Genomic DNA, 16,617 nt, shown 5'->3' with positions numbered 1-16,617 from the left:
CTGCACGCCGCCGACGATGGACTTGGCCAGATCCACCAGGCGCTGGGAAATCCCGCCGGCGGCCATCAGGTTGCCGGCGAGAATGAAGAACGGAATTGCCATCAGCGGAAACTTGTCGATGCCGATGAACATCTGCTGCGGTACCAGCAACAGCGGCAGTCGGGTGAAGAATTCGATGCCGATGATCGAGGCCAGCATGATCGATACGGCAATCGGCACGCCGAAAGCGAACAGGATGATCAGCGACAGGCCGATGACCAGGTTCATGAGCGCGGCCCTCCCCGGTCGATGTCGTCGGCGCTCTCCGACATCGTCTGGCGCAGGTCGTGTAGCTCCACGTCGGGCGAGCCTTCGTCCAGATCGGGCCCCACCGGCTCGCGACCGGTCAGTTGGGCCAGCAGCCTGGCGAAAACGGAGACGATGGCGAAGCCGGCGCCGAGAGGAATGGCGGCATAGGCATAGGCCATGGAGATGTTCATGCCCGACATGGTCTGGTTGGCAACGCGCCGGGTCATGAGGATGCCGTAGTGGACCAGCACCGCCAGCACCAGCAGGCAGCACAGCACGATGGCCACCTCGAGTACCAGCAGCAGACGCTGCGGCACCACCTTGTAGATCGCCTCCACGGCCATCATGTAGCCACCGCGGAAGGTCGCGGCCGCGGCCATGAAAACGCACCAGATCATCGCCGTTCGCGCCGCCACCTCCGACCAGGTCGTGGGGGCATTGAAAACGAAGCGGGTCAGTACCTGATAGAAACTGAACGACACCGACACCACCAGCATGGCCACCGCCAGCACCATGGCCAGGCGCGTCAGCTGACGCTCGAAGCGGAGAAAGAGATCCACCATGGGCTCACGATTCCTTCAGGCGTGCCCCCGGCAGATGCCAGGGGCACGGTTGGGGTGCGTCCTCAGCAGCTGGCCGCCTTCTCCTGCACTCTCTCCAGCATCTCGCTGCCGTGCTGCCCGGTGAAGATCTCGTAGGCCGGCTCCACGGCCTGCTGGAAGGGGCCGATGTCGATCTCGGTATTGACCGTCATGCCGTTGTCGCGCAGCAGCGCCACCCCCTCCTCCTCGAGACGCGACACCTCGCCGCGGGTCGCCTCGGCCGACGCACGAGCCGCTTCGTGGAACCATTCGCGCTCCTCGTCGCTGAGCCCGTCGAGCAGCAGCGGCGAGCCCAGCACGGCAGCGGGTGAATAGACGTGCCCGGTGAGCGAGAGATAATCCTGCACTTCCCAGAAATTGGTGGCGACGATCACGGTGATGGGGTTCTCCTGGCCGTCCACCACGCCCTGCTGCAGCGCGGTGAACAGTTCCGGGAAAGCCATCGGCGTGGGCCGCGCACCCAGTTGGCGGAACGCCTCCTGGTGCACCTCGTTCTCCATCGTGCGCACCCTCAGCCCTTCGGCATCGCCGGGGCTGGCCACCTCGCGCCGGCTGTTGGTGAGGTGACGAAAACCATTTTCCGACCAGGCCAGGCCAACCAGGTCGTGCTGGCTCATCTTTTCCAGCAGCTCGTCACCCAGCTCGCTGTCGAGCACGCAGCGTGCCTGTTCGTAGCTCTCGAACAGGAACGGCAGGTCGAGCACGTAGGTTTCCGCCACGAAATTGCCGAGCGGACCGGTGGAGGTGATGACTACGTCGACGGTGCCGATCTGCAGTCCTTCGATCATCTCGCGCTCGCCGCCCAGCGCACCCGAAGCATACTCGTTCACCGTGAAGGCGCCGTCGCTGAGCGCTTCGAGTGTCTCCTTGAAGGCCTGGGCGCCAACGGCGTAGTGGGAGGTGGAAGAGAGCGTATGGCCCAGGCTGACCTCCTGGGCGGCCTGAACATGGGCGACCAGGGCAGTGGCGGCAATGCCGCCGATGGCGACGGTGAGCGCGTGGCGTCCAAACTGCTTTTTGATTGTTGTTTTCATCGTTGTTACCTCTCGTCGTGAAACACCTTGGTTGGCATGAGCGGCCTGCCGGGCCGCTGTGTGCTCGCTACGGGCTACGCTCCTCGATGAACGCCGTGACGATATCGCGCAGGCTCCGGTCGCCGGTGAAACCCAGCTCCCGGGCCCGGTGGGTATCGAAGCGCGCGGGCCAGCTTGCGACGATCGCCTCGATGCGCGGGTCAGGTTCATGGCGTACCCGTGCCAGCGCCGCGTCGCCGGCTACCTCACGCAGGGTCTCGAGCATCTCGGCGACGCTGACCGTGATTCCCGGCAGCATGAAGGCACGAAACGGAGCGAGCGCCTCGCTCGGCACTTCGGCACCGTGCACCAGCGCCTCGATCACCTTGGCCGGTGACATCACGAACAGGGCCAGCGAGGTGGCCACGGGACAGATGGCCCCCTCGCCGTTGAGCGGCTCGCGCAGGATGCTCGAGGCGAAGCTGGAAGCAGCGGCGTTGGGGCGCCCCGGGCGCACGATGATGGTCGGCAGTCGCAGCACGCAGCCATCGACCAGGCCGCGGCGGCTGTAGTCATTGATCAGCAGCTCGCACATCGCCTTCTGGGTGCCATAGGAGTTTTGCGGCTGCAGCGCGGTCATGTCGTCGAGCACCGCCGGCAGCTCGCCGCCGTAGGCCGCCACCGAGCTGGCCATGACCAGCCGAGTGGCGGCGAGCCCGCGTTGACGACAGCCTTCTAGCAGTGCCCGCGTGGCATCGAAATTGACGGCCATGCCCAGCTCCAGGTCGGCCTCGGCGGCGCTGCTGACCACCGCAGCGAGGTGATAGATGACCTGAGGACGCGCATCGAGTACCGCGGCCAGCGCCTCGGGCTCGGTAATGTCCAGCGCCAGCCCCACGACGTCGATCCTGTCGCTGGGCATGCGCGGGGGTTCGACCTGGTCGACCAGGGTGAGGCGCTGGATACTCTCGCCCCTTAGCTCGCCCCGCGCCAGCAGGTGGGCGGCCAGGCGCTGGCCGAGGAAGCCGGCGCCGCCGGTGATGACGATGTGCATGTCGCGTGTCCTGTTATCGATGTTCGTTGTCTTTGTAGTTGTCGCGTTCCCCGAAGAACGCACGGCGACCGCTCAGGTCGTCAGCCCGTAGTCGCGCCCCCAGCCAAGCCCCTCCCGGGTGACCGCCGCGGGCCGATACTCGCAGCCGATCCAGCCGCGGTAGCCGAGCTGTTCCAGGCGCTGAAAGATGGCGGGATAGTGCACCTCACCGACATCCGGCTCGTGGCGCTCGGGCACGCCGGCGATCTGGATATGGCCAATGGCGGCAAGCTGACGCTCCAGGTGACGAATCAAGTCACCCTCCATGATCTGGCAGTGATAGAGATCGAACTGCAGTCGGAGGTTGTCGGCTCCGACCTGCTCGAGCACCGCCATGGCCTGAGCCTGGCGCGAAAGGAAGTAGCCCGGCACATCGCGGGTATTGATCGGCTCGATCAGCAGTTGGCGTCCTACCTTGGCTGCCTCGGCGGCGGCGAAACGCAGATTGCTGACGTAGCAGGCGTGATGTCGCGCTATCGTCTCGGCATCGGCGCCGACCGGCAGTAGCCCGGCCATGACGTGGAGCCGCGGACAGTTCAACGCCTCGGCATAGCGCAGCGCCTCGACCACACCGTCGCGAAATTCCGCCTCGCGCCCTGGCAGGCTGGCCAGACCGCGCTCACCGGCGGCCCAGTCGCCCGGCGGCAAATTGAAAAGCGCCTGCTCGACCTCGGCTTCACGCAGCGCGCTCGCCAGCTGCTGCGGCTCGTGGTCGTAGGGGAATTGACACTCCACGCCGCGAAAGCCCGCCGCCGCGGCCGCATGGAAGCGATCGATGAAATCGTGCTCGGTGAACAGCAGGGTCAGGTTGGCGGCCAGTCGGATCATGATTCGTGTCTCGTTGGCGTCATTGCGTTCTTGGATCGCATGGCGGTGAGAGTCAGTCGCGCGGAAAGCGCGCTTCGAGTTGGGCGACCTGCTCGGGCGTCAGCCCACGCGGATTCTGTCCGCGCAGCAGCAGGTAGAGCTTGGCGGTCTCCTCGAGCTCTTCGGTGGCATAGACCGCCGTTTCCAGGTCCTTGCCCGCCACCACCGGGCCATGATTGGCCAGCAGCACGGCGCTGTGCTTGCCTGCCAGACCGCGCACCGCGTCGCCCAGTCCGGGGTCGCCCGGCACGTGGTAGGGCACCAGAGGCAGGCGACCCACGCGCATCACGTAATAGGCGGTGAGCGGCGGTATGCAGTCGCAGGGGTCGATGTCGGGCAGGCAGGAGACCGCTACCGAATGTGTCGAATGCAGGTGCACGATGGCGCCTGACTGAGGCCGCTCGTCGTACATGGCCCGGTGCAGGAAGCTCTCCTTGGTCGGCGCGTCGCCGTCGAGCAGACGACCGTCGCGGTCGAGGTGCGAGATGCGCGCCGGATCGAGCCGGCCCAGACAGGCGTTGGTCGGTGTCATCAGCCAACCGCCATCCTCCAGGCGTACGCTGATGTTGCCGCTCGAGCCCATGGTCAGGCCGCGGTCGAAGAGCGACTTGCCGAGCGTAGCAATCTGCTCGCGCAGGCGATGGCAGGCAGTGTCGCTCATGCTCCAACTCCACTGTCTTCGACGGTAGGCAGTGATTGGAAGGCGCGCAGGAAGAAATCCTCACCACCGAAGTTGCCCGACTTCAGCGCCAGCGACAGCGGCGCCTGGCGGCAGGCCAGAGTGGCCTGAGTCCAGGGCACGCCGGGGTCGATCTGCTCGCCGATACGCAGGGCCCGCACGCCCAGCGCCGACACCACGGCCCCGGCGCTTTCGCCGCCGGCAACGACCAGGCGCCCCACGCCCTCCTCGACCAGCGCCACCGCCAGCCAGCCCAGCGCATGCTCTACCAACTCTCCCGCATGGTCGCGGCCGAGCGCCGCCTGGAATCGCCTGACCCGTTCGGCAGGCGCCGAGGCGTAGATCAACACCGGTTCGCCTTCGGCGAGACGCTCCCGGGCGAACGCCAGCGCCTCTTCCAGATGGTCGTCACCCTCAGCCAAGGCCAGCGGGTCGAGGCGAAAGCCGGTATGGCGCTTGAGGAAGGTCTCGATCTGCGCCAGGGTAGCGCGTGAACAGCTTCCCGAAAGTACCAGGGCGCCACCCGAGGCAGGCAGCAACGTCCCCGCTTCGGCAACGTCGGCCAGCCAGCCGCGGCGACTGTACTGCGCTGGCAGGGCTTGCCCCAGCCCGGAACCTCCCGTGACCAACGGCAGGTCGACGACCGCCTCGGCGATGATGTCCAGGTCGGCCTCGTTCAAGGCGTCACAGACCACCTGCCGCACGCCCCGCGATGCCAGCGCATCGATGCGCGCGCGAACGGCCTGAGGCCCTTGCTGAACCTCATGCCAGGCCAACAGACCGACCGATGACTCACTTTGCCGAGCCAGCACCCGCACCAGATCGGCATCGCGCATGGGGGTCAGGGGATGATGCTGCATGCCACTCTCGTTGAGCAGACGATCGCCGACAAAGAGATGGCCCTGATACACGGTGCGACCATTGACCGGAAAAGCCGGCACCATCACCGTGCAGGCCGCATCCAGGCGCTGCAACAAGAGTTCGCTCACGGGCCCGATATTGCCCCTGTCGGTCGAGTCGAAGGTGGAGCAGTATTTGAAGAAGATCTGCTGCGCGCGCTCGGCGCACAGCCACTCGAGCGCATGCAGCGAGTCGCGCAGCGCCTCGGGCACCGGACAGGAGCGCGACTTCAGCGCGATTATCACCGCATCGATCTGCTCCGCTCCCTCGACCAGCTCGGCCAGGGGACGCTCGGGCACGCCGATCAGCTGCACGCACTGCATGCCTCCACGCACCAGATTGTTGGCCAGGTCGGTGGCTCCGGTGAAGTCGTCGGCAATGGCCCCCAGCACGATCGCCATGCTCAAGGCCCTCCGTCGTTGGCCGCCTCGGGCAAGGCGATGCCGCTGAGACGCTGGTAGACCTTGATTACCGCCGAGTCGTCCTCGCGACCGAAGCCGGCCCCCTTGGCGGCGGTGAACTGCTGCAGGGCGCTGGCGGCGATGGGCGTGGGCATGGCCAGCTCGCGGCCGGTGTCGTGCACGATGTTGAGATCCTTGACGAAGATGTCCACTGCCGAGAGCGGGGTGTAGTCGCCCGCCAGGATATGCGGCACACGATTCTCGAACATCCAGGAGTTGCCGGCGGAATGGGTGATCACCTCGTAGACGCGACGCGGCTCCAGCCCCATGCGCACTCCCAGCGCCACGGCCTCCGCCGCGGCGGCGATATGCACGCCGGCCAGCAGCTGATTGACCAGCTTCATGCTCGAACCGACCCCCGGCGTATCGCCCAGCCGATGCACGGTTTCGGCCATGGCATCGAGCACCGGAGCCGCCTTGTCGAAGGCCGCAGCGCTACCGGAGGCCATGATCGAGAGCCGCCCCGCACGCGCCTTGGCCGCTCCGCCGCTGAGCGGCGCGTCAAGCATCAGCAGGCCGCGCTCGGCCAGCCGCGACCCCAGCCGCTCGGCCAGGCTCGGCGCCACGGTGGCGCACTGCATCACCAGCGTGCCGGGCGCCAGGGCCTCGACCAGCCCCTTTTCGCCGAACAGCACCTGTTCGACCTGGGTGGAATTGACCACCACCACCAGGACCACATCGCATTGCGCAGCGAGCGCGACCGGGGTATCCACGCAGTGCCCGCCGACGTCTTCGAAAGCGCGCCGGGCCGGCTCGGCAACGTCGCAGCCAATCACCGTCAGGCCGCTCTCATGCAGCGCCGTGGCCGTGCCCAGCCCCATGGCGCCGAGGCCGATGACGCCCACCCTGGGTGTTGCCGTATCCTCGCTCACCGCCGCTCTCCCGTTCGCCCTACTCGCCCCCGCCTGCGGCGCGCAGCATGTTTCGTTGACGGTTTTCAGTGGCCGAAGCCAAAATGTTAGCGCTATCATGATAGCGCTAACATCGTTTTAGTCGATTCATCACTCGGCGACAAGGCGACCCCAGAAGGATACGACCAATGTCTAACGAAGAGCCTTCATCACGCCGACGGCGCGGTTCGGAACAGCCCACGCTAAAGCAAGTGGCCGCTGCTGCGGGGGTTTCGGCGATTACGGTATCGCGCGCCCTCAACGCGCCGCAGCAGGTCAACGAAAGGACCCGTGAACGCGTACTCGCCGCAGTGGAGCGCCTGGGATACGTGCCCAATCTGGTGGCAGGCAGCCTGGCCTCGTCGCGCTCGCGCTTCATCGCCGTGATCGTGCCCTCTCTCGCCAACAGCGTCTTCATCGAGGTGATCCAAGGGTTGCAGGAGGCCTTCGAAGCCAAGGGCTACCAGATCCTGCTGGGCAACACCGATTACGACGTCGAACGCGAGTATCAGTTGATTCGAACCTTCCTCGGCTGGTCCTGCTCGGCGCTGGTGACCGCCGGCCTGCGTCACAGCGATGCCTGCCGCAGCCTGCTGGAGCATTGGGACAAGCCGATCATGGAGGTCATGGAACTGGGCGAGGCCCTGGATCTGAACGTGGGATTGGACCATACCGAAGCCGGTCGCTGCATGGCGCGACATCTGCTAGAGCGGGGCCACCGTCGCGTACTCTTCGTCGGCGCCCGCATGGCCAGCGACTATCGCGCCGGCATGCGCTACTCGGGCCACCACGAAGTACTCGAGCAGGCCGGCCTCGGCGCGCCACTGCTCGAACTCGCCCAGGGCGGCCTCGACGCCGGCGCATTGGGGCTGCAGCAGGCGCTCGCCGAGTACCCGGATATCGACGCCATCCACTTCGCCAACGACGATCTGGCCACCGGGGCCCTGCTGCACGCGCAGCGGCTGGGCCTCGACGTGCCGCGGGAGCTGGCCATCGCCGGATTCAATGGACTGCCATTGGGTCAGCACGTCACCCCGCGCTTGACCACCATCCGCTCGCCGCGGCAGGCCATGGGGGAGCTTGCCGCCACGGAGGTGATACGCCGCCTCGAGGGTCAGCGCCTTCAGCGTCGTCAGCACGATGTCGGCTTCGAACTGCTGGTAGGTGAGAGCACCTGAATGTGCCCACTTGGTCAAAGTTAACGGCACATCTATGCTGAAGCCATGCCCCCATGCAGGCCGCGCTCCATGTCCCGCAAGGTTCTTCTTCCCCTCGTCCTAACGCTTGCGTTCTTGCTGCTGGGATTGCTGGTATTGCTGTGGCAGTGGCTGGCCAGCCGCGACATGTTCGATGCCAACACGCTATTCCTGATGCTGCAGGGAACGCTGGCCTGGCGCGATGCCCCCTGGGCCGGCGCCGTTGTGGTGGCGACTTTTCTTGCCGCCTCGCTGACCCTGTTCCCGTTGAGCGTGCTGGTGGTGCTGGCCGGCCTGCTGTTCGGCCCCTGGTGGGGATTCGTCTATTCGCTGATCGGTACCCTCGTCGGCTCCATCGCCACCTTCTGGCTGGGCCGCTGGCTCGGGCACGATGCGCTGGTACGTTACGGCGGCACTCCAGTAAAAAAGATGTCGCGTTACCTGGCCGGACGCGGCGTGCGCACCATGACCATCCTCAATCTACTGCCCCTGGCTCCCTTCACTCTTACCAACCTGCTCGCCGGCGCCTTTCACATCCGTTTTCGCGACTACATGCTGGGTACGCTGGTGGGAGCCACCCCGGGGCTGGCCGGCATCATCCTGCTCAGCACCCAGCTCGGCACGCTACTGACCGCCGAGGACCGCCGCGAGCTGGCTTGGGCGGCCGGCGGTATCGCCGCGGGCCTGGCGCTGCTCTATGGGCTGAAGCGCTATGCCAATGCCCGCCAGCAGCGCCGCCGCTCATGAGTCCCCGCCTATTCCACCCGAGGCATGGGGGGTATCCTGCCCGGCAGGTGAGTTTCGAGAAACGCCACGAAAGCGCGAATGCGCGCCGGCACGTGGCGCCGCTGAAGATAGACGACATGGAAGTCGGCACGCACGCCTTGCCAATCCGGCAGCAGTTCGACCAGCCGGCCGCTCGCGAGATAGCGGTGAATGTCCCACCAGGAACGCAGCACTATGCCGTGCCCCTCCAGGGCCAGTTGCACGATCACCTCGCCATCGTTGCTGGAGAGCAGGCCACCGACCTTCACCGTCTGCTCTGATTGCCTCTCCCCCCGATGGTGAAACCGCCATACCCCATAGTCGCTGTCGTTCTCTCGCAGAACCAGGCAAGGGTGCGCGGCGAGATCGGCCGGTACCGTCAACGGCGCCATGCGCGCCACGTAATTGGGAGCGGCGCACAGCACGCGACGATTGGCCAGGAGGCGTCGCGCCACCAGCCGTGAATCGGGCGGCTCGCCCACCCTGATGCCGATATCGAACCCCTGCTCCCCCAAGCTCAGGGGGAAGTTGGACAGCTCCAGCAAGGCTTCGACCCCAGGATGAAGCGCACAAAACTGCGACAGCATCGGCGCCACGTGGCGTCGGCCAAAGCCGAAGGTAGCATTCACCTTGAGCGGACCCGAGAGCGCCGCCCGCTGCTCGCTCAATGCCTCCTCCAGCTCGGCGAGCTCTTCGAGGATGGCGGAGCCCCGCGCCAGGTAGCGCTCACCTTCCGCTGTCAGGCTGAGCCGGCGCGTGGTGCGGCTGGCCAGCTCAACGCCTAGCCGTGCTTCGAGCTGCTTGAGTCGCTTGCTCACCGCCGACAGCGACAGGCCCAGCTCGCGTGCCGTACCCGTCAGGCTGCCCGCCCGAGCCAACTGCTGAAAGAAGGCGAGATCGTCGAGCTGTGCCACACCACTCTCCACTGTCGTTCAACAATACCTTTCCATTCAGCCTGATTATTCCCATCGAGCCAAGGACTAGACTGGGTGCAGACAAAGATTCGGAGGAAGCACCCATGTTCGAGGGGTTCCGCACATTCGACATCGCCCATGACGGGATACGCATCCACGGTCGCATCGGCGGCTCGGGTCCGCCCCTGCTGTTACTGCACGGCCACCCACAGACCCACGTGATCTGGCACCGCTTGGTCGAACCGCTGGCACGCCGCTTCACCGTGGTGACTACCGATCTGCGCGGCTACGGCGACTCCTCCAAGCCGCCCGGCAAACCCGATCACGCCAATTACAGCAAGCGTGCCATGGCCGAAGATCAGGTCGCCGTAATGCGCGAACTGGGCTTCGAGCGCTTCTTCCTCTGCGGTCACGACCGCGGCGGACGGGTCGCCCACCGCCTGGCGATGGACCACCCCGCGGCGGTGGAAAAATTGATGCTGCTCGATATCGCCCCCACGCTTGCCATGTACGAGCAGACCGATCGCACTTTCGCCACCGCCTACTTTCACTGGTTCTTTCTGATCCAGCCCTCACCGCTGCCCGAAACCCTGATCGAGGCCTCGCCCACCGATTACATCACCCGCACCATGGGCGGACGACACGCCAGCCTCGACGCCTTCGATCCGGCGGCCATCGCCGAGTACCAGCGCTGCCTGGCCCAGCCCGGGGCGGCCCACGCCCTGTGTGAGGACTACCGTGCCAGCAACGGCATCGATCTTGAACACGACCGCGCCGATCGCGATGCGGGTCGCCGTATTACCTGCCCCGTCAGTGTGCTGTGGGGCGAGCACGGCATCATCGAGCGCTGCTTCGACCCACTGGCGGAGTGGCGCGCCGTGGCCGAGCGGGTGGAGGGCGAGTCTTTGCCCTGCGGCCACTACATTCCCGAAGAGGCGCCGGGAGTGCTGCTCGACCGCCTCACGCGTTTCATGACCCACGACTGATTCTCAACCCAGGAGGAGCCACCATGACTCATCGCATCGCCGTCATTCCCGGCGACGGCATCGGCAACGAAGTGATGCCGGAAGGCCTGCGCGTGCTCGAAGCCGCCGCCCAGCGCTTTGGCATCGACCTCGAGCTGACCCACTTCGACTTCGCCTGCTGCGACTACTACGAAAAGCACGGCCAGATGATGCCCGACGACTGGTTCGAGCAGCTCAAGGATTTCGACGCCATCTTCTACGGCGCGGTGGGCTGGCCCGACACGGTGCCGGACCATATCTCGCTGTGGGGTTCGCTGCTGCAGTTCCGCCGCCAGTTCGATCAGTACATCAATCTTCGCCCATGTAAGCTGCTGCCCGGCATCAAGAGCCCGCTGGCTGACCGCAAGCCCGGCGATATCGACTTCTATGTCGTGCGCGAGAATACCGAGGGCGAGTACTCCAGCGTCGGCGGCAAGATGTTCGAGGGCACCGAGCGCGAGGTGGTGATTCAGGAGACGGTGATGACCCGCTACGGCACCGACCGGGTGCTGAAGTTCGCCTTCGACCTGGCCCAGAGCCGGCCGCGGAAGAAGCTCACCTCGGCTACCAAGTCCAACGGCATCGCCATCACCATGCCGTGGTGGGACGAGCGAGTGGTGGCGATGTCGAGCCACTATCCCGAAGTCAACGTCGACAAGTTCCACATCGACATTCTCACCGCCAACTTCGTCATGCACCCCGACTGGTTCGACGTAGTGGTGGCGAGCAACCTGTTCGGCGACATCCTCTCCGACCTGGGCCCGGCCTGCACCGGCACCATCGGTGTGGCGCCCTCGGCCAACATCAATCCGGAGGGCAGGTTCCCCAGCCTGTTCGAGCCGGTTCACGGCAGCGCACCGGATATCGCCGGCAAGGGCATCGCCAATCCCATCGGCCAGATCTGGTCCGGCGCGATGATGCTTGAGCATCTGGGCCACAAGGAAGGCGCCGAGGCCATCATCGACGCCTTCGAAGCGGTGTTGGCACAAGCCGACCCGAGCGTGCTGACGCCGGATGTCGGCGGCCGGGGCACCACCGAGACGCTGGGCAAAGCCATCGCCGAACGCCTTGTAAAGTGAAGCGTCGAGCCTGGGCTTCGCACCGATCTCAGGGCCGGCCTCAGCAATGGCCGGCTTGTTTGCTTTACCAAACTATGCCTAAACCGGCACCAGAACCGCTTCGAATGAAACAGAAATATTCCAGGGTGAGTTCTTGCACCGTTTTGGTTACCAGACGGTAACCGGCGGCCTCGGTAGCTTCGAAGTCGACTAGCCTGAAAGTGCAAGCTCGTAAGGGCAAAGCGTAATTAAAGGAGGAACGGCATGAAAAGGACAGCAATCGCCATCGCAGTAGGCGCCCTGAGCACGGGTCTCAGCTACGGCGTCATGGCCCAGGAAGAAGAGGCACAGCTGGGCGAGCAGCAAGGCGTCGAGGAGCAAGAGCAAGCGGGCGAGTCCGGCGAAACCGGCTTCGACCCACAGGGCCAAGGCCAGCAGCCTTATGGCGACGACGACAACGGTAATGACGACGGCTTAGACAACGCCGACGACAATGCCACTGCCAACGTTCAGGCAGGCGAGACCGACGTACAGGTCGACCAGGAGCCGGCCGAGATAGAAGTCGAGCAGGAACCGCCCGAAGTCACGGTGGAACAGCAAGCGCCCGATGTGACCATCGAGCAGCCCGATCCCGACGTACAGGTGGACCAGGCCGAGCCCAATGTGACCATCGAGCAGGAAGGCGAAGCGGACGTTCAGGTCGAAGAGGCCGAGGATGCCAGCGCCGAGATTCGTCAAGCGGACGATGAGGACGCCGACGACCAGCGTGATGAAGATGGTCAGGATCAAGCCAATCGCGAAAGCATCGAAGTCAGCGAGCTGGAGAACCGCGATGTCGTCAATCAGGACGGCGAGGAGCTCGGCGACATCGATCGCGTGGTACGTCATATCGAAAGCCAAGATACCTACGTGATCGTCACCGAAGGCGGCTTCCTCGGCTTCGGCGAGGATGAAATGGCCTATCCGATCGAGAATCTGGAGATTCGTTCCGAAGGTGAGGTCGTACTGCAGTCGCAGAGCGGCGAACGCTCTACCGATGAGTTCGATGACGACGACTACGAAGAGCTCGACGGTGACGAGCAGATCGAAATCAATCGCGTGGATTGATCGAACTCGATCTTGCGGCTAACCGCCAAATGAAAGGCACGGCTTGTCCGTGCCTTTTTCATGCGCGAGAGCCGCTACTAATCGCGCAGACTCTGCCACTCTCCCTGCAGCACCCGCACCTTGCCCATCGCGAGATTGTCACGCAGGTTGCGTCCCATACGGACGAAATCCGTGCCGAATATCAGTGCCGGGCCGGGCCGTTGGGGCGTATCCACAGGCGTTACGCTCTGGGCACTCTCACGCTGGCCATGAGCCTGCCGCCAAGCCAATGCCGTGTCGGTCACGTCGGTGATTCGCCGCGCTTCGAATCCGCACAGCGCCATGGCACGTTCGAGCTGCTCGCGGCTGCGAAGATGGCTGGTGGCGGCCGTTCGCGCCCAAGGAACGGGCAGGGCAAGCGGCTCCGGGTTATCGCCTGCCACGACCTCGTGCAGGAGCACTCTCCCACCGGGCGCCAGCAGTCGCTGCCACTCCGCCAGTACTTTCGGCACGTGAGGCATGTTCATCAACGCGTGTTGGCACCACACGACATCGCAGCTAGCCTCGCCCAACGGAACGCTGGCGGCGTCGGCGCAAATGAACTGTGTGCGCTCGGCAAGGCCGGTCGCCCTGCTCAGCCAGGCCGCCACCTCGACGAAGGCCGCCGTGATGTCGACCCCAATCACCTGACAGCCGTATTCAGCGGCAAGCAGGCGGCTGGCCCCGCCAGTGCCACAGCCGACATCGAGCACGCGTTCGCCGCCCTGCAGCCCCCCCAGGGCCGCCAGACAACGGCTGGCACTGCGCCCCCCCAGATGGAGCTGGTCGATCCCAGCCACATCATCGACACTCAAACGCTCGGGGTCGCATCCGGCGCTCTGAAACGCTTCGCGCAACCTGGCCATCAGGACGCGCCCCTCAAGCGCGCTTGCCGCATCGTAATGCTCAGTCAGTCGCCGGGAATGGTCTTGCGTGTCATCGGTGTGAGCGGGTGGCATGGCGGGCTCCTCGCCGTCAAAATGAGAGGATGCCAGCTTAGGCTGCGCTCGCGCCCGCCCCCATTGGCCAAAGGTCGTCATCCATGTCGGAGACAGCATGAGTAAATCTATTGGCAGGACCGCTCCCATCATCGGCTGCCTGCTGTTGGTTGCCTGTACCGGCTCCCCCAAGGGCACGCAGCCGGTGTCTGGCTTCGAACTGGAGCGCTATCTGGGCCAATGGTACGAGATCGCCCGCTTCGACCACTCCTTCGAGCGCGGCCTGGACTGCGTAACCGCCGAGTACACCATGCGGGAGGATGGCGGAGTGCGCGTCGTCAATCGCGGCGTCAATCTGGAGACGGGCGAAGTGGACGAAGCCGAAGGCCGCGCCTACTTCGTCAGAGACGAGAGCGTTGGGCACCTCAAGGTGAGCTTCTTCGGCCCCTTCTATAGCGGCTATAACGTTCTCGCCTTGGATGAGGACTATGGCTGGGCGCTGGTGTCGGGCCCCAGCAGAGACTATTTGTGGATACTGTCTCGCGAACCTGAGCTCGACCCCGATCTCCACGCCAACCTGGTCGAACGTGCCGAGCGCATGGCCTTTCCAGTGAACGAGTTCCTTCGGGTCGAGCAGGGCGAGCGCTGTGAACGCTGGCGTTGAGGCCAGTTTCAATATCGCACCCGAGCTTTCACCAGCCCGACCCGGGGGCTTGTGATATCACCTTGGTCACAGGATGGTGGCCAAGGATTTCTCATCGTATTCACCACCTCCCGGACCCACCATGCTGTCGGAATGGATCGAACTCAGCCTGGAAGACGCAGCCCCCAAGACGCTCAGCGGCGTGCTTCCCGGCGGCACCTATACCTTGCATGCAGCGGGTATTGTCGAACTGACTCCCGACGTCGTCCGCGACGAAGCGCGAGCCTGCATCCTTTCCGTAGGCATTCATGGCAACGAGACCGCCCCCATCGAGCTGCTGGGTGAGTGTCTGGCTCGTCTCGAAGCGGGGCTGTCGACGCTTGGCGCACCGGTGCTTGTCGTGCTTGGCAACCTGGAAGCGATCCGCATGGCCAAGCGTTTCGTCTCCACCAACCTCAATCGCCTGTTTCGCCGCGACCTGAACGAGACCGGTATGGAGCCGGATCGCGCGCGAGAACTGATGGCGGTCGTGGATGACTTCTTCGCTCGTCAGTCCAACCTCAAGCGGCTTCACTACGATCTGCACACGGCGATTCGTGACAGCCGCTTCCCACGCTTCGTGGTAGAGCCCTATACCGACGCCATCACGACCCGCCACGAACAGTGGCACTGGCTCGCCGCGGCGGATATCCAGGCGGTGCTGCACCAGCATCAGCACAGCTGGACCTTTTCCCACTATTCCAAACATTACCATCAGGCCCAGGCCTTCACCCTGGAGCTGGGGCGCGCGCTGCCGTTCGGCCACAACGATCTGGCTCCGTTGGCCCCCATGGCCCGGCTGCTCGATGCCCTGCTGGAGGGCCGCGAACCGAATGGCGCTGCCCCGTCACGCATGAAGTTCTTCCGCGTGGCCCATGAGCTGATGCGTCGGTCCGCCGACTTCCGCCTGTGCTTCGCCGACGACACGCCCAACTTCACTGAGTTTCCGCCCGGCACACGCCTCGCCGAGGATGCCGAGGCGGGGGACTTCGTCGTCGGCGACGAACCGCTCAGCGTGGTGTTTCCCAACGCGGCGGTGGAGCTCGGCGCACGCGCCGCGCTGCTGGCCCGGCCGGCTACGCCGCCCGATTGAGGGTGCCGGCCCGAGACAAGCCGAAATACCGCAAGATTGACTGCTTCACAACAATAACCAGGAGTCTCCCATGCATCGTCACACCCATCACATCGACCCACGAACCATGTCGCGGCAATGCGAACGCTCTGCCCAAAGCCTCCAGGCCTGTTAGAATCGCCCCTTTTTTCGTGCCTGCCGATTGAACCGGCCCGTCGCTAGCGGCGACCCGTCCTGACCTGGAGCCCGTCCCATGGCCGATACCCCGATCCCACTCGAAGTGCGCAACATCAAGAAGCGCTTCGGCGACACCGAAGTCCTCAAGGGCCTCTCCCTCGAGGCCAGAAAGGGCGACGTGATCACCCTGATAGGAGCCTCCGGCTCCGGCAAGAGCACCTTCCTGCGCTGCATGAACCTGCTGGAGCAGCCCGACGAAGGCGACCTGATCGTGCATGGCGAGGAAATCCGCTTCAAGCACACCAAACACGGTCGCGAACCCGCCGACTGGAAGCAGGTGGTGCGCATGCGCGCGCGGCTTTCCATGGTGTTCCAGAGCTTCAACCTGTGGTCGCACATGACGCTGCTGGAGAACATCATCGAGGCCCCGGTTCACGTGCTCGGTAAATCCAAGAAAGAGGCCCTCGAGCACGCCCGCGCCCTGCTCGAGCGGGTCGGCCTGACCGCCCGGGCGGACGCCTATCCGGCGCAGATGTCCGGCGGCCAGCAGCAGCGCGGCGCCATTGCCCGGGCGCTGGCCATGGATCCCGAAGTGATGCTGTTCGACGAGCCCACCTCGGCGCTCGACCCGGAGCTGGTCGGCGACGTGCTCAAGGTAATGCGCGACCTGGCCGAGGAAGGCCGCACGATGGTGGTGGTGACCCATGAGATGGGCTTCGCCCGCGACGTCTCCAGCCAGGTCATCTACCTGCACCAGGGCCTCGTCGAAGAAGCCGGCCCGCCCCAGGAGGTACTGGTCAATCCCACCTCACCCCGGCTCAAGCAGTTCCTGGCGCCGAAGTATTGAGGGTTCCCGCATGATCGATCTACATGGCTACGGGCCGCGACTGCTG

Annotated in this window: 18 protein-coding genes; 8 read left to right on the top strand and 10 right to left on the bottom strand. The window is 65.0% G+C overall.

Going from position 1 to position 16,617, the window contains the following annotated elements:
* The 8 genes from AC2VNO_RS03950 to ltnD form a co-directional block, all read right to left on the bottom strand.
* The coding region (locus AC2VNO_RS03950; RefSeq protein WP_486932919.1) for a TRAP transporter large permease subunit at window positions 1–267 on the bottom strand (267 nt) is incomplete at its 3' end.
* The gene (locus AC2VNO_RS03945) at window positions 264–851 is read right to left on the bottom strand and encodes a TRAP transporter small permease (protein ID WP_486932918.1); all 588 of its coding nucleotides are present in this window, start codon (window positions 849–851) and stop codon (window positions 264–266) included. The genes AC2VNO_RS03950 and AC2VNO_RS03945, both read right to left, overlap by 4 nt.
* Window positions 852–913: 62 nt before the next feature.
* Window positions 914–1,924 (bottom strand): TRAP transporter substrate-binding protein, encoded by a 1,011-nt coding sequence (locus tag AC2VNO_RS03940; protein WP_486932917.1) that lies wholly within the window; start codon window positions 1,922–1,924, stop codon window positions 914–916.
* A gap of 67 nt (window positions 1,925–1,991) precedes the next feature.
* Window positions 1,992–2,957 (bottom strand): D-erythronate dehydrogenase, encoded by a 966-nt coding sequence (gene denD / locus AC2VNO_RS03935; protein ID WP_486932916.1) that lies wholly within the window; start codon window positions 2,955–2,957, stop codon window positions 1,992–1,994.
* A gap of 72 nt (window positions 2,958–3,029) precedes the next feature.
* Window positions 3,030–3,824, bottom strand: a complete 795-nt coding sequence (otnI, locus tag AC2VNO_RS03930; RefSeq protein WP_486932915.1) for a 2-oxo-tetronate isomerase — start codon at window positions 3,822–3,824, stop codon at window positions 3,030–3,032.
* Between the two features lie 52 nt (window positions 3,825–3,876).
* Complete coding sequence (gene otnC, locus AC2VNO_RS03925) at window positions 3,877–4,524, bottom strand: 3-oxo-tetronate 4-phosphate decarboxylase (RefSeq protein ID WP_486932914.1); 648 nt, start codon at window positions 4,522–4,524, stop codon at window positions 3,877–3,879.
* On the bottom strand, window positions 4,521–5,843 hold the full coding sequence (gene otnK, locus AC2VNO_RS03920) for a 3-oxo-tetronate kinase (RefSeq protein ID WP_486932913.1): 1,323 nt from the start codon (window positions 5,841–5,843) through the stop codon (window positions 4,521–4,523). Before otnK ends, otnC begins: the two co-directional genes overlap by 4 nt.
* Window positions 5,844–5,845: 2 nt before the next feature.
* Window positions 5,846–6,874 (bottom strand): L-threonate dehydrogenase, encoded by a 1,029-nt coding sequence (ltnD, locus tag AC2VNO_RS03915; protein WP_486932912.1) that lies wholly within the window; start codon window positions 6,872–6,874, stop codon window positions 5,846–5,848.
* A gap of 68 nt (window positions 6,875–6,942) precedes the next feature.
* Between ltnD and AC2VNO_RS03910 the strand changes: the two genes are divergently transcribed.
* Together AC2VNO_RS03910 and AC2VNO_RS03905 are read left to right on the top strand one after the other, a co-directional pair.
* Window positions 6,943–7,971, top strand: a complete 1,029-nt coding sequence (locus AC2VNO_RS03910; protein ID WP_486932911.1) for a LacI family DNA-binding transcriptional regulator — start codon at window positions 6,943–6,945, stop codon at window positions 7,969–7,971.
* Between the two features lie 69 nt (window positions 7,972–8,040).
* Window positions 8,041–8,736 carry a TVP38/TMEM64 family protein gene (locus tag AC2VNO_RS03905; protein ID WP_486932910.1) on the top strand — a complete coding sequence of 232 codons (696 nt, stop codon included), beginning with the start codon at window positions 8,041–8,043 and terminating at the stop codon, window positions 8,734–8,736.
* An 8-nt stretch (window positions 8,737–8,744) separates the two neighbouring features.
* Here AC2VNO_RS03905 and AC2VNO_RS03900 read toward each other — a convergent pair whose 3' ends face one another.
* Entirely contained in the window at window positions 8,745–9,668 is a 924-nt protein-coding gene (locus tag AC2VNO_RS03900; RefSeq protein WP_486932909.1) for a LysR family transcriptional regulator, read from the bottom strand.
* A gap of 104 nt (window positions 9,669–9,772) precedes the next feature.
* Between AC2VNO_RS03900 and AC2VNO_RS03895 the strand changes: the two genes are divergently transcribed.
* From AC2VNO_RS03895 to AC2VNO_RS03885, 3 genes are all read left to right on the top strand, one after another.
* The gene (locus tag AC2VNO_RS03895; RefSeq protein WP_486932908.1) at window positions 9,773–10,654 is read left to right on the top strand and encodes an alpha/beta fold hydrolase; all 882 of its coding nucleotides are present in this window, start codon (window positions 9,773–9,775) and stop codon (window positions 10,652–10,654) included.
* A 23-nt stretch (window positions 10,655–10,677) separates the two neighbouring features.
* Window positions 10,678–11,751 (top strand): tartrate dehydrogenase, encoded by a 1,074-nt coding sequence (locus tag AC2VNO_RS03890; protein WP_486932907.1) that lies wholly within the window; start codon window positions 10,678–10,680, stop codon window positions 11,749–11,751.
* Between the two features lie 243 nt (window positions 11,752–11,994).
* Window positions 11,995–12,837, top strand: a complete 843-nt coding sequence (locus tag AC2VNO_RS03885) for a PRC-barrel domain-containing protein (protein WP_486932906.1) — start codon at window positions 11,995–11,997, stop codon at window positions 12,835–12,837.
* 77 nt (window positions 12,838–12,914) lie between these two features.
* On the opposite strand, the gene AC2VNO_RS03880 is transcribed toward AC2VNO_RS03885, so the two are convergent.
* Window positions 12,915–13,814, bottom strand: coding sequence for a class I SAM-dependent methyltransferase (locus tag AC2VNO_RS03880; RefSeq protein ID WP_486932905.1), 900 nt, complete (start codon window positions 13,812–13,814; stop codon window positions 12,915–12,917).
* 97 nt (window positions 13,815–13,911) lie between these two features.
* Between AC2VNO_RS03880 and AC2VNO_RS03875 the strand changes: the two genes are divergently transcribed.
* From AC2VNO_RS03875 to AC2VNO_RS03865, 3 genes are all read left to right on the top strand, one after another.
* On the top strand, window positions 13,912–14,457 hold the full coding sequence (locus tag AC2VNO_RS03875; protein WP_486932904.1) for a lipocalin family protein: 546 nt from the start codon (window positions 13,912–13,914) through the stop codon (window positions 14,455–14,457).
* 121 nt (window positions 14,458–14,578) lie between these two features.
* Window positions 14,579–15,568, top strand: coding sequence for a succinylglutamate desuccinylase (locus AC2VNO_RS03870; RefSeq protein WP_486932903.1), 990 nt, complete (start codon window positions 14,579–14,581; stop codon window positions 15,566–15,568).
* Between the two features lie 232 nt (window positions 15,569–15,800).
* Window positions 15,801–16,571, top strand: a complete 771-nt coding sequence (locus AC2VNO_RS03865) for an ABC transporter ATP-binding protein (RefSeq protein WP_234254450.1) — start codon at window positions 15,801–15,803, stop codon at window positions 16,569–16,571.
* Window positions 16,572–16,617 lie beyond the last annotated feature (46 nt).

This window comes from Halomonas sp. TH-94 (genome assembly GCF_057473365.1).
Note: the sequence above shows the minus strand (reverse complement) of the source record. Positions and strands in the feature narration are given on the sequence as shown.